The sequence below is a fragment of the Vibrio sp. ED004 genome (genome assembly GCF_023206395.1).
In the GTDB taxonomy this organism is placed as follows: Bacteria; Pseudomonadota; Gammaproteobacteria; order Enterobacterales; family Vibrionaceae; genus Vibrio.
In genome coordinates this window covers 316,596-329,356 of sequence record NZ_CP066149.1, presented here as the reverse complement: position 1 = coordinate 329,356, position 12,761 = coordinate 316,596, and the positions used below count along the sequence as shown (strand labels likewise).

Sequence of the window (12,761 nt, the reverse complement as noted above, 5' to 3'; positions counted from 1 at the left end):
CACCAAGTCGTTTAGTCTTGTTTGAGCCTCGCTAAGGCAAAGCTCACAAATATGTTTTTAGTTTTCGTTTTCTAGTTTTGGTTCTTGCTTTTAAAAGCCAGATTAGTAATTACGAATCGCTGCAAAAGCGCGTTGCAATTTGTCTGCGTCTTTTTTGCCCGGAGCAGATTCAACACCAGAGTTTAGGTCTAATCCTAAGCAGCCCAACTTAGCGGCTTGATTAGCATTTTCTGGGTTTAGACCACCCGCCAACATGATTGCGCTTTGGTTGTTGATTAGGCTCCAATCGAACGCTTGACCTGTACCACCTGTTTGAGAACCCACTTTAGTATCTAGCAGGTGACGAGTCACGTTGCTTTCCAGTAATTCTGGTAACGCGCTCTCAGCGCCGCAAGCCACACCATAAGCTTTCCAAATCTCAACGTTTTCAGGCAGTGATTGTTTTAGCTCATTAACATACGCTTGAGACTCATCACCGTGCAGTTGTACTGCAAACAAACCAAGCTCAGAAACCGTGTTAGCCACATCTGCCACGCTGTGGTTTTGGAACACACCCACGTAGTTCAATGGCGCGCCGCTCATCGTTAAACGAGCCGCTTCGATATCCACATGACGCTTAGACGCTTCAACGAAAATCAGACCACCGAATACCGCGCCTGCTTGATACGCTTTCGCAGCATCGTCAGAGTGAGTTAAACCACACACCTTGTTTTCGCCCAGTGTTACTTTACGAACGGCCAGTTCAAGGTTCTTTTCAGCCATAAGAGAGCTGCCGATTAGGAAGCCATCTGCAAATGTCGAAAGGTCACGCACTTGTTGGTGGGTGTAGATACCAGACTCTGAAATTACGATGGCGTTTGGAGCCAGTTCGCGAATCAGTGGAGCCAGCTGTTTGGTACGATTCAAATCAGTCGAAAGGTCACGTAGGTTACGGTTATTAATACCGATAACCTTCGCGTTTAGAGCCACAGCACGGTGAAGTTCCTCTTCGTTACTGACTTCCGTAAGCACGCCCATGTTAAGTGAGTGAGCAACCTCAGCAAGCGCTTTGTACTCTTCATCATCCAATACCGATAGCATCAACAATATAGCATCAGCTGAATAGTGACGAGCTAGGTAAACTTGGTAGGTATCCACCATGAAGTCTTTACACAGGATTGGCTGCTTAGCAATGCTGCGAACCTTAGGTAAAAACTCAAAGTCACCTTGGAAGTATTTCTCGTCGGTTAGAACTGAAATCGCGTTAGCGTGGTTGTTGTAAACCGATGCAATGTAGTCCAGGTCAAACTCGTCACGGATCAAACCTTTTGACGGAGATGCTTTCTTACATTCAGTAATGAAAACCGTCTGTTCGCCGCTCAGTGCATCATAAAAGCTGCGGTCTGTTGCGGTTAACGCTGCTTTAAACTCATCCAACGGTTGAGTTTGCTTACGCGCTTCAACCCATTGGTATTTATCACGAACGATTTTTGCTAGTACTTCCGCCATTTCAGCTTCTTTGACTGAAACGTGGGTCGACAATTTATCGGTAGTCTGTGTCATGTTCTTTGTCTCAATTCATCGTTCGTTAGGCGTGCGCAGCAAGCTTTTGTACAAGCTCGTATGCTTTGCCAGAGTTCATCGCTTCAATGGCTTGTTGCGCATTGGCTTTTAGGTCTTCGTGACCAAATAGACGCATCAATAGAGCAACGTTCACGGCTACTGCGCCAACTTGGGCTTCAGTGCCTTTACCCGTAAGGATATCGGTTGTGATAGCTTTGTTTTCTTCTGGCTCGCCGCCCTTGATAGCTTCAAGAGGGTGAGTGTTTAAACCAAAGTCTGCCGGTGTCACTGTGTATTCGTGAATTGCGCCATCTTTGATTTCAGCAACCATGGTTTCGCCGTGAATCGCTACTTCATCAAGGCCGCTACCGTGAACAACCGCCGCGCGCTTCATACCCATTTGCAGCATGGTTTCTGCGATAGGGCGTACAAGCTCTTTGCTGTAAACTCCCATTAGCTCGATGTTAGGGCGAGCAGGGTTAATCAGTGGGCCAAGGATGTTGAAGATAGTACGTGTTTTCATAGTTTGACGAACAGGCATCGCGTGACGCACGCCACCGTGGTATTGCGGAGCAAATAGGAATGCTACGCCAAGTTCATCGACAGCCGTACGTGTATCTTTCGCGGTCATTGCTAGGTTGATGCCAAACGAATCCAGTAGGTCAGAAGAGCCTGATTTGCTCGATACACTGCGGTTACCGTGTTTAGCGACTTTTAAACCACATGCTGCGGCAACGAATGCAGATGTCGTTGAGATATTAATGGTGTTGTGACCGTCGCCGCCTGTACCCACGATGTCTGCAAAATCGTAATCAGGGCGTGGGAACGGATTTGCATTGGCAAGCAGTGCTTTCGCCGCGCCAGCGATTTCGTCTGGCGTCTCGCCTTTGATCTTAAGTGCAGTCAGTGCAGAAGCCATTAGGATTGGGTCTAGATCGCCCTTGATGATGACATCAAATAATTGTTGGCTTTCTTCTTGAGTAAGAGACTGCTGTTCGTAAAGTTTATTAATCTGTTCCATGATTTCGTCCTAGTTAGTCTTTTTATCAAGAGTGGCTTTCTTCTCAAGGCAGAGAGGTTTCTCAAGAGCCCATTCGATCGCGTTCGCTAGAAGCGTTGCACCGTAGGTCGTCATAATTGATTCAGGGTGGAATTGGAATCCACACACCTTGTCTTGTTCTTGAACCACAGACATCACCAAATCATCGACTTCAGCTGTCACGGTTAGGCTATCTGATACATGCGTTGCTACTAAAGAGTGGTAGCGAGCAATAGCCAGTGGCGAAGGTAAGCCTTGGTAAGTCGCATGGTTTTGGTGTTCCATCATCGACACCTTACCATGAATGATTTCGCCTGCGCCTGCAACGGTACCGCCATAAGCTTCAACGATCGCTTGGTGGCCTAAACAAATCCCAATCATTGGCACTTTGCCTTTTAGCAGCTGAATCAGCTCAGGCATACAGCCCGCGTCTGCCGGAGCGCCTGGGCCTGGTGAAAGTAGGGCTACAGGGTTGTCTAGTTCGTTGATCGCCGCTTCAACGACCTTTGCCGAGATGTTGTTGCGGTAAATTTTTACGTTGTGACCCAATGAACGAAACTGGTCTACAAGGTTGTAAGTGAACGAGTCGAAGTTATCGATGAATACAATATCAGCCATGATTACGACTCCTTCTTGTTAGAAATGGTTTTAGTATGTGCAGCTTGAATCGCTGAGATGACCGCTTGCGCTTTGCCGCGAGTTTCATCAGCTTCTGCTTGTGGGTCTGAATCGAATACCACACCAGCGCCAGCTTGTACTTGTGCAACACCATCTTCAACGTAAGCAGAGCGAATTACGATACAAGTATCTAACGTGCCTTCACCTGTTAGGTAACCTACCGCACCGCCATAGCTACCACGACGCGTTTTTTCTACATCACGGATAAGCTGCATTGCACGGATTTTAGGAGCGCCTGTTAGCGTCCCCATGTTCATACAAGCTTGGTAAGCATGCAGGGCATCTAAGTCTTCACGCAGTTGACCAACAACACGAGAAACCAAGTGCATCACATGGCTGTAGCGGTCAACTTTTAGCAGGTCTGCTACGTGGCGAGTGCCTGCTTCAGCGATACGTGCCACATCGTTACGTGCTAGGTCGACAAGCATCATGTGTTCTGCGTTCTCTTTCTTGTCGGTGCGCAGTTCAAGCTCGATACGGCTATCTAGGTCGAAATCGATTTGACCGTCAGGACGCTTACCGCGACGACGAGTCCCCGCAATTGGGTAAATCTCGATTTGGTTGGTTTCGGTTTCGTATTTCAGCGCGCTTTCTGGAGAAGCACCGAAAAGAGTAAACAGTTCATCTTGCATGTAGAACATGTAAGGGCTTGGGTTGCTTTGCTTAAGCTCTTTGTAAGCTGCTAGTGGAGCAGGGCAAGGAAGCGTGAAGCGGCGTGAAGGCACTACTTGGAATACATCGCCTTTTACTACGTACTCTTTTAGGTCGCGAACCGTTTGGCAGAAGTCTTCATCTGAAACGCTTGGTACAGCGTCAACGTTGTCTAGTGGCGTAACTTCTGTGATGGCTTTCAGTGACTGACACTGTGTTTGAATGTCGGCTAAGCGCTCAGTTAGCTGTGCTTTGATGTTTTCGTCTTGAGCGAACAAGCTTGCGTGTAGCAGACCTTCGTTTTCTTGGTGATCGAAACGAAGCAGGGTTTCAGCCACGTAGAAAACAAAGTCAGGACAATTGTTGGTTGCTTCAGCATCGCCTAGTGGTTCGAAGTTCGCCACGATGTCGTAAGCGAATAGGCCAGCCATGAACAATGCGTGCTTATTATCAGCGTCTTGCTCGAAGCTGTGCTGAACCAAACGCAGTGCGTCGAAAGAAGAAGCTTCTCTTAAGCGTGAGTCTTCGTCTAGTTCGTTGCTCGGCTCAACAAAAGTCAGCGTCAGCAAGTTATCCGTCAAATCAGATTTAATTTCAGATTTAACGTTTTGAGTCAGATGTTCGATAAGCGCTTGACCGTTTTGAGTCAACGCTTGAAAGGTTACTTCATGTCCGCGACATACGATACGAACAGCAGAGTCGATAAGGAGTAGGCTTGTCAGGTTCTGTTTAGATTCAATCTCAGCAGATTCCAACAACAAACTGTCTGTTTTGTTTTCACACAAGGTATGAAAAACACTGGTTGGATCTTGCGAGTAAGGAACTGAAGAATTGATGACCTCAATGGTTCCCAGCTTTTTGATTTCAATGGCCTTGTTCACAAGACCTCCTTTATGATTCTTTAAATTTCCTGCCGTACATAGTCGCATAAAGATACCTTTCACCCAATCTAGAATATGGTCAATTCGATGATTTGTTAGTCAGTTGAATGTGAGATGTTCGACAAATTAAAAAGCCCGCTATTAAAGCGGGCTTAGTGATAACTTTTTTATAAACAAACTGTTTAATTAGAAGTACACGTTAGCCCACCAAGAACTTGTCCAAGTGCGCCACCAATTAAGCTCTGAACTTGCTTCTACTGAAGAAAGTTCTAAAACTTTATCTTTATGGTTTTGGTTAAATTCTTGTAACATGGTGAACCTATCAAATGTGATACTTCGTATTTGTGTACTAGTTAACTAGTTTTCCGATTGCGGGTCAAGTGTGTTGACACAAATATAACGATAAAAATTGAAAACAATGAAAAAGAATATATGAGAATTGATCTACATAGTCATACAACAGCCTCAGATGGCCGACTTACTCCACCTGAGCTAATTGACCGAGCGCTAAGCTTTAACATCGAAGCGTTAGCGATTACAGATCATGATACGACTGATGGGCTTGCTGAAGCACGTAGCTACATTGCGGATAACAATCTTCCTATTCAGTTGATTAATGGCATCGAGATCTCAACCGTTTGGCAAAACAAAGATATCCATATTGTTGGGTTAAACGTTGATCCTGAATCGCCAGAATTGAAAGCACTGATTGAACAACAGAAGCAACACCGTATCGGGCGTGCCGAGCTCATTGCTCAGCGTCTTGAGAAAGCGACCCGGGAAGGGGTGTTGGACGAAGTGAAGCTGATTGCTGGTGATGCGCCTATAACTCGCGCTCACTTTGCTAAGTGGCTAGTCGATAATGGCTACGCGAAAACCATGCAGCAGGTATTTAAAAAGTTTCTGACTCGCAATAACCCAGGTTACGTTCCGCCAACGTGGTGTTCAATGAGTGATGCTGTCACGGCGATTCATGCCGCTGGTGGACAAGCAGTATTGGCTCACCCGGGGCGATATGGCTTCACAGCTAAGTGGGTTAAGCGCTTGTTAGCGGCATTTGTTGAAGCAAAAGGGGACGCGATGGAAGTCGCTCAACCTCAGCAAGCGCAACAAGAAAGACGCACACTTGCGGATTATGCTATACAATACAAACTATTAGCCTCCCAAGGCAGCGATTTCCATTACCCATCTCCGTGGATGGAACTTGGACGTAATCTCTGGCTACCTTCTGGGGTAGAAGAAGTATGGAAAGATTGGGAGTTTCAAACGGTTTCACCATCTGAATAGTCTTTAGGTGAGCCAGCTCCTTCTGATGATAGAGTCGAGAGATTCGATAACGAGGATCAACAATGAGCCAGTTTTTTTATGTACACCCAGATAACCCACAAGCACGTTTAATCAGCCAAGCGGTTGCGATTATCCGCAATGGCGGTGTTGTGGTTTATCCAACTGATTCCGGTTATGCACTGGGTTGTCAGCTTGAGAACAAACAAGCACTTGAACGTATTTGTAAAATTCGCCGTATCGACGATAAACATAACTTCACGCTGTTATGCCGTGACCTGTCTGAACTGTCACTGTATGCACGCGTGGATAACGTTGCATTCCGTCTGCTTAAGGCGCATACGCCAGGTGCTTACACGTTTATTTTCAAAGCAACCAAAGAAGTGCCAAAGCGTTTAATGAACGCGAAACGTAAAACCATTGGTATTCGTGTACCAGACAACAAGATCGCGCTAGACCTGTTGGAAGCGATGGGCGAGCCGTTGATGTCGACGTCACTGATTCTGCCGGGTAACGAGACAACGGAATCGGATCCTGAAGAAATTCGTGACAGCCTTGAGCACGCCGTTGATGTCATCTTGAATGGCGGCTACTTGGGCGAGCAACCAACGACCGTTATTGACTTCAGTGACGACGACGCCGTGATTCTACGTCGTGGTGCTGGTGATCCTACGCCGTTTGAATAATCGCTTTACTGATTAACAGTCTGTAACGATACAACGAACCTGCTATAGCAAATAACAAGTGCTTTTTAGCGGGTTCTTTGCGATAATACGCGACCGCGATTTGGTCGCGAAAAAATTCATTCGACGTCTGTGAAGACGACAATTAGGTAGAAAAGAGTAAATGAGCGAAAAATTACAGAAGGTTTTAGCGCGAGCTGGTCACGGTTCTCGTCGTGAACTAGAAGGTTTAATTAAATCTGGCCGTGTAAGTGTTAACGGGCAAGTTGCGAAACTGGGTGAGCGTCTTGAAGACGAGAACTCAGTGATCCGTATCGATGGCCATACTGTTTCAGGCAAAGCTTCAGAAGAAGTTGTTTGTCGTGTACTTGCTTACTACAAACCTGAAGGTGAGCTTTGTACTCGTCACGACCCTGAAGGCCGCCGTACTGTTTTCGATCGTCTACCTAAGATCCGTGGTTCTCGTTGGATTTCAGTTGGTCGTCTTGATGCAAACACATCGGGTCTTTTGCTTTTCACTACTGATGGTGAACTTGCAAACCGCCTAATGCACCCAAGCCGTCAGGTTGAACGTGAGTACCTAGTACGTGTATTCGGTGAAGTGACTGAGCAGAAGGTTAAGAACCTTGTGCGTGGCGTTGAACTAGAAGATGGTATGGCTCGTTTCGAAGACGTGGTTTACGCTGGTGGTGAAGGTATGAACCATACTTTCTACGTAGCGATTAACGAAGGTCGTAACCGTGAGGTTCGTCGTCTTTGGGAATCACAAGAAACAACAGTAAGCCGCCTGAAACGTGTACGTTACGGTGATATCTACCTTGATAAGAAACTGCCTCGCGGCGGTTGGAAAGAGCTAGATCTTGAAGAAGTTAACTACCTACGTCAGCTAGTTGAACTGAACCCAGAGAAAGAAACCTTGTTGGACCTTGATCCTTCAAACACTTCTCGTAAGCGTGAGCGTTCTCGTAGCCAAAAAATTCGTCGTGCTGTTAAGCGTCACGAAGAGCGTGCAAACGCACCTAAAGGCCGTAGCAACCAACCTAAGCGTAAGAAGCCAGCGACTCGCGGCACTACAACACCTGATTCAGGTCGTAGCGCTCCAGCAGCTAAAGGCAAGCCTCAGGCTAACAAAAGCAAGCCTAAGATGAACAATGGTCGTCCGGCTAAACCAGCTAAGCCAAGAACACGTCAGTAATTTCGTAAGTTCTAAAGCTTCATTAGCTGAAAGCACTGAATACTAAAAAACCTGCTCATTGAGCAGGTTTTTTTACATCTGAATCTTCGGCTTTCATCCGCTCAATACCGCTCGGCATTGAAAGTCACCTTTCACAACTAACAAAGTAACAAGCCCCTTTGAGTCGTCATTCCCTAGAACGAGGAACGTATATGGACTCCCCTAGTATTGCAAGGAAACGAGTAAAGGTACGCAAGTGCACGTATATTCGGTTTCTTTATGGGGAGCTACCCCGAACCTCTATGGCTTAATCCACTCAGCAAAAGTTCTTATCGAGCGTGTGGTGTATTATCACCTTCGTCCCTCTCAGAGTTTCTCTTGCTTGCTATGCTCACTCTTTACCATAATTTACTTGCTTACATGGGGGATTGATGTCTCCCTTAACCTTATAAAATCAATTGTTAAGCGAGTAACGTTTCATTATAAGATCGATTGCTCTTCAGCATGGCACAAGCCATTCTGATCGTTTTGTTAGCAAGGGCGACAACTACTTGGTTAAACGACTTTCTTTCTAACAAGTTTCGTATCCAGCAACTTAAGCGATCTTCTTTATCTCGTATATTCGCTACCACTGCTCTTGCTCCATGAACGACAAGAGAGCGTAAGGTTTATCACCTGATTTACTTATTCCGTGGTTTTTGTTCTTACCACCACTGCCAGTATGAGCCGGAACTAAACCTAAGCTCGCACTAGCCCCTCGCCCATTTCTATAGGCCGAAGCGTCACCTAGGCGGGAAAAATGGCACTTGCAATCACCCAACGTACACCTCGTAAAGTGATTAATAACTGGCAAGCGGGTATTTGCTTTGCAAAGTCTATAAGTTGCGATTCAACTCTCTCGATAGGCTCATCAAGACTTAGTAGCTGAGCATGTAATTCTCGGAGAACGAATCGAGTTGTCAGTGTTAATTCATTCTCTGCATCTTCGATAACGAGAGGGAGCAGTTCTCGCAGTTTATTGGCTCCTTGTGGGAAGGTAATTCCACATTCCGCTGCATAGCCACGGATCCGTAGACTTACTGCTGTGCGTTGTTTTATATAGCTTTGTCTTAAACTCAGCAGCATAGCGATATCTTGCTGCTCAGGTGTTTTTACTGGTACCGCATGAATATCGGAGCGTAAGGAAGCTTCGTAAATCGCGATAGCATCATTAGCATCGTTCTTATTACCACAGCGATATGGCTTCACTTTTGGGGAGGTATCATTTTGACGGTATGACCACGGCTTTGAAACGTTCGTCCCCAATAATGAGATGCCGCACAGGCCTCTATGCAAATGGTCGCGCCAGGGTGTTGGCTGATGACCGTTAGCATTTTCTTTTTAGACATAGCTTGGTTCAACTTACGCTTTCCATGGCGGTTAAATACCGCGACTTGAAAGACGGATTTGGCTAAATCAATCGAGATTGTGTTAAATTTATTCATAGTATGGGCTCCTGTTTTGGTTCGCACCTGTAACTTTAGCTGACACTGTCAGTTGAGGTGGGGAGTCCATACCATTGAGTGTCATAGGGAATCTCAAGCGCGGCCGAAACAAAAGTCGTCTGTTACTTATGATTCGAAAAGTTATCACCCTTAGCCAATCGATCGTAAAGCACAACGTTCACTGATGCGGCTAGGTTCATACAACCATTCGTTGGGACGTAAATCGTCTCACGACAGAAGTCGGTGATCTCTTTCTTCAGCGTGCCGTCTTCAGGGCCAAAGATGTAAAACGCGCGTGGTGGATGCTTGTAATCCGGTAGAGGCTTAGCGCCCTCAATCAGATCGACAGCAACAGGTACGCAGCCTACTGGAATAATGTCTTTCAGATCTTCAACACCAATCAGAGGCAGCGCTAGGTGCTTCTCTTTGGTATCGGTATGGAATTTTCGCGCGTGGTCGTAGCGTGTGCCCGTGTAAAACACAGAGTTGGCGCCGTAGCAGCCAGCCGCTCGCATTACTGAACCTACGTTTTCAGGCGTCTTTGGGTTAACTAGGCCAATGCAGGCATAGCCTTTCGATTGTGTGTCTGTTTTTGCTTTGGTCATAATCAGTGAATCTAACGTTGATGATGAAAGTGGGTAGTCACGATGAGAAATAGCGCGATAAAAATAGCCGAGCAATGGGCTCGGCTAACTTTTAACTCGCGTACATGAATACTTGTTTACTCATGCAAATGAGCGTCGACAGCGGTACTAGTCGCGCTTCCACAGCATGTGACAGAACTTATGGTCTGGATCACGGCTGATTAGCATACGAGCAAATACGTCGTCTAGAACGTCATCAGCTTCATTCACAAGACCAATGCGCACTTCAGCGTAGATTTCTTTGTCGACTTCAAAGCCAACATGTTCAACCCAATCATCGCCAGTTTCAACAAGCTCTGCTGCGCCACGATCTTCAAACTGAGCCGTGAAAAGAATCACGTCTGCTGGTTCTAGGTTGTCAGGTGCCATCTCTAGGAAGATGTCGTATGCAGTGTCAATTGCGTCGTCATAAGACATTAGGTCGTTAGCTTCGGTCATAATAAGTATCTTAGCTTGCGCGGTTCATGTATTTACGTTCAGCAGTGTTTACTACTACTTTGTCGCCAGTCGCGATGTACTCAGGTACTTGGATAGTAAGACCTGTAGAAAGACGAGCAGGCTTAGTACGAGCAGACGCTGACGCACCTTTGATTGAAGGGTCAGTCTCTTCGATAACTAGCTCAACAGAGGTTGGTAGCTCAAGCGTTGCAGCGTTACCATCGATAAGGATCGCGTACATACCTTGAGTTTCTTCGTTGATGAACAGTAGTTCGTCTTCGATAGTTTCACCGTTGAAGATGAATTGTGTGTAATCTTCGTTATCCATGAAGATGTACTCGTTGCCATCAACGTAAGAGAACATTACTGCACGCTTAGTTACGTCGATAGTTTCAACGATTTCGTCAGCCTTGTGGCGAACTTCAGTTTTAACGCCAGTTGCTACATCGTTACCACGGAAGCGGTAAATCTTTTGGCCGCCGCGGCCGCCTGGTGTTGTTACTTCGATATCTTTAACAATCACTGTTTTGCTTTCTACTGTGATAGCAAAACCTTTTTTAATTTCACTTGCTCTAGGCATTTTGTGTTTGTCCTTATTGGGTCTATCCGCTGATTATATCTCGGAGATGCTATAAATAGGAATAGCTTGAATCATAAAGTCACCTAAGCGATCATAGAGTCACAGTTAAATCATGATTTTATTTGCCGAAACGACCTATGCAGCTACCTGTTATTGACCCAACACAGCCTTTTCAACCTGAATTCCAACCTGTGGTTAACGATCTGATTACCTTCTTAAAAGGTGGGTTAGGTTCTAATCTACACAGTGTCTATATTTATGGCAGTGTCGCTCGCAAGCAAGCCGTTGTCGGTCGCTCAAATCTTGATGTGGTTGTGGTGACACACCGCCCGTTTCCTGATCAGCGAACCACGCTGTTGAATACCATAAAATGGCGCTTCCAAAAAAGCTTCCCACAGGTCACTCAAGTGGCGATTAAAACCACCTTGGTGAGCGAGATAGTCGATTTCGACAATATCTTCACATGGGGCTTTATGCTTAAGCATTTGGCCGTGTGTGTGCACGGTGAAGACTTATCGGATTGCTATGGTGATTTTGAAACGAGTTGGGAAATTGCCAAGCATTGGAATATGGATGCGGAAAACTGGTTAGCGGTGTATCGCAACAAGATTGCCCGAGCAACAACGCCAGAACAACAAGTGGCCGCGCAAGTGATCATTGCCAAGAAGCTGCTAAGAGCGAGCTACTCTTTGGTGATGTATCGCGATAAGTATTGGTTTGACGATCCTGTGGAATGTGGACAACAGTTCTTGAAGTATCACCCGGATAGGGAAGTTGAAATTCAACGACTGGGCATCTTACTTTCTGGAAGAGCGATTCCGAAACGTTCGGTTATCGGCATTCTGGATGGTTTTGGAGAGTGGCTGGTTAAGCAGTACCAGAAAACAGAGTTTCGAATCGGGTAGAGCTTCGTAACTTATCGATGTAAAAAAGCAGAGCGAATTGAACATTCCTCTGCTTTTTTGTTTGCCCAGCGAAGCTGGCAAACCCGTTAGGTTGAAAGAAACCTGAATCACCCCGACTGAGGGGAAGATAATCCGAATCGCAAGGGCGTTGCTGGCTAACGGCAGGGTCTGAAGGAAGCGATAGGAAGTTAACAGTACACAACGCAAGTAAACCTGCTTCGGCAGTATAGGTGGGTAAGCGTCCGAAATAGCGCGAAGCCCTATACTCAGTCAGACCTATGCTGTGCTTGAGGTGGCATTGTTAACAGGGAGCCAGTGCAGTAACTGGGGAAGCCTGACACCACATCCAAAAGTCTGGAAGCACAAACTCGAAGCGAAAGCTAAGAGCTGTGTTGGTGCGAGGTGGCAGATGAATCCGTAGTAGTGAGTAAGGCTAAGCCCGAGAAGCCCAGTAATGGTGTGGAGGAGAAAACTTAGCTGACCATCAGCATCAAGTCTGATGGAGCACTGAAATGCCAAAAGCACTCAGTGCTGCGAAGGGAGGAAGTACACTTTAAGTCTGTGATGAACAGATGTTTTTTTTTTTCAGTGATACCCAAACCGAATCGCTATCGGGGTATTCCTAGTTTGGTTGATTGTGGAAGCAAGATACTGAGCTAAGAAACCGTATAGGGGAGTAACTCTGACACACTTCAGTAAATTGCCATTGAGCTAGAAGGCTGAATAGCAGAGAGAAATAACACCCACACTGGACATGAAACACTTGTCCCCACACAGC

15 protein-coding genes and 1 other annotated feature are annotated in these 12,761 nt (G+C 46.2%); of the genes, 4 read left to right on the top strand and 11 right to left on the bottom strand.

All coding sequences use genetic code 11. The features are described from left to right. Positions 1-102: 102 nt before the first annotated feature. The 5 genes from trpCF to ITG10_RS01345 all read right to left on the bottom strand — a co-directional run bounded on the left by trpCF (position 103) and on the right by ITG10_RS01345 (position 5,103). Entirely contained in the window at positions 103-1,542 is a 1,440-nt protein-coding gene (gene trpCF, locus ITG10_RS01365) for a bifunctional indole-3-glycerol-phosphate synthase TrpC/phosphoribosylanthranilate isomerase TrpF (RefSeq protein WP_017631790.1), read from the bottom strand. Positions 1,543-1,567: 25 nt separating this feature from the next. Further along, entirely contained in the window at positions 1,568-2,563 is a 996-nt protein-coding gene (gene trpD / locus ITG10_RS01360) for an anthranilate phosphoribosyltransferase (protein WP_017631789.1), read from the bottom strand. 9 nt (positions 2,564-2,572) lie between these two features. Further along, entirely contained in the window at positions 2,573-3,199 is a 627-nt protein-coding gene (locus ITG10_RS01355) for an aminodeoxychorismate/anthranilate synthase component II (protein WP_017631788.1), read from the bottom strand. A gap of 2 nt (positions 3,200-3,201) precedes the next feature. After that, the gene (locus ITG10_RS01350; protein ID WP_017631787.1) at positions 3,202-4,791 is read right to left on the bottom strand and encodes an anthranilate synthase component 1; all 1,590 of its coding nucleotides are present in this window, start codon (positions 4,789-4,791) and stop codon (positions 3,202-3,204) included. Between the two features lie 125 nt (positions 4,792-4,916). Beyond that, positions 4,917-5,031 (bottom strand) — a sequence feature (Trp leader region). Next, positions 4,978-5,103, bottom strand: a complete 126-nt coding sequence (locus ITG10_RS01345) for a trp operon leader peptide (RefSeq protein ID WP_009848753.1) — start codon at positions 5,101-5,103, stop codon at positions 4,978-4,980. Its footprint overlaps the feature before it by 54 nt. 120 nt (positions 5,104-5,223) lie before the next feature. Here ITG10_RS01345 and ITG10_RS01340 point away from each other — a divergent pair, with 120 nt between their 5' ends. The 3 genes from ITG10_RS01340 (at position 5,224) to rluB (ending at position 7,953) form a co-directional block, all read left to right on the top strand. Continuing rightward, positions 5,224-6,078: a PHP domain-containing protein gene (locus tag ITG10_RS01340; protein ID WP_017631786.1), complete on the top strand. Its 855-nt coding sequence runs from the start codon at positions 5,224-5,226 to the stop codon at positions 6,076-6,078. A 62-nt stretch (positions 6,079-6,140) separates the two neighbouring features. Beyond that, the gene (locus ITG10_RS01335) at positions 6,141-6,761 is read left to right on the top strand and encodes an L-threonylcarbamoyladenylate synthase (protein ID WP_017631785.1); all 621 of its coding nucleotides are present in this window, start codon (positions 6,141-6,143) and stop codon (positions 6,759-6,761) included. Between the two features lie 160 nt (positions 6,762-6,921). Next, the gene (gene rluB, locus ITG10_RS01330; protein ID WP_017631784.1) at positions 6,922-7,953 is read left to right on the top strand and encodes a 23S rRNA pseudouridine(2605) synthase RluB; all 1,032 of its coding nucleotides are present in this window, start codon (positions 6,922-6,924) and stop codon (positions 7,951-7,953) included. A gap of 604 nt (positions 7,954-8,557) precedes the next feature. Here the strand turns inward: rluB and ITG10_RS01325 are convergent. From ITG10_RS01325 to yeiP, 6 genes are all read right to left on the bottom strand, one after another. Continuing rightward, positions 8,558-8,752 carry a transposase gene (locus ITG10_RS01325; RefSeq protein WP_248386641.1) on the bottom strand — a complete coding sequence of 65 codons (195 nt, stop codon included), beginning with the start codon at positions 8,750-8,752 and terminating at the stop codon, positions 8,558-8,560. Next, entirely contained in the window at positions 8,719-9,180 is a 462-nt protein-coding gene (locus tag ITG10_RS01320) for a transposase (protein WP_248386639.1), read from the bottom strand. Before ITG10_RS01320 ends, ITG10_RS01325 begins: the two co-directional genes overlap by 34 nt. Then, the gene (locus ITG10_RS01315; protein ID WP_248386638.1) at positions 9,177-9,416 is read right to left on the bottom strand and encodes a hypothetical protein; all 240 of its coding nucleotides are present in this window, start codon (positions 9,414-9,416) and stop codon (positions 9,177-9,179) included. Before ITG10_RS01315 ends, ITG10_RS01320 begins: the two co-directional genes overlap by 4 nt. Positions 9,417-9,538: 122 nt before the next feature. Next, the gene (locus ITG10_RS01310) at positions 9,539-10,021 is read right to left on the bottom strand and encodes an RNA methyltransferase (RefSeq protein ID WP_017629620.1); all 483 of its coding nucleotides are present in this window, start codon (positions 10,019-10,021) and stop codon (positions 9,539-9,541) included. Between the two features lie 147 nt (positions 10,022-10,168). Next, a complete protein-coding gene (locus ITG10_RS01305; RefSeq protein ID WP_017055114.1) occupies positions 10,169-10,498 on the bottom strand; it encodes an HI1450 family dsDNA-mimic protein in 330 nt (109 codons plus the stop codon). Between the two features lie 10 nt (positions 10,499-10,508). Further along, positions 10,509-11,078 carry an elongation factor P-like protein YeiP gene (gene yeiP / locus ITG10_RS01300; protein WP_017055115.1) on the bottom strand — a complete coding sequence of 190 codons (570 nt, stop codon included), beginning with the start codon at positions 11,076-11,078 and terminating at the stop codon, positions 10,509-10,511. Between the two features lie 137 nt (positions 11,079-11,215). On the opposite strand from yeiP, the gene ITG10_RS01295 reads away from it, so the two are divergent. After that, on the top strand, positions 11,216-11,983 hold the full coding sequence (locus ITG10_RS01295) for a hypothetical protein (RefSeq protein WP_017629621.1): 768 nt from the start codon (positions 11,216-11,218) through the stop codon (positions 11,981-11,983). The last annotated feature ends 778 nt before the right edge of the window (positions 11,984-12,761 follow it).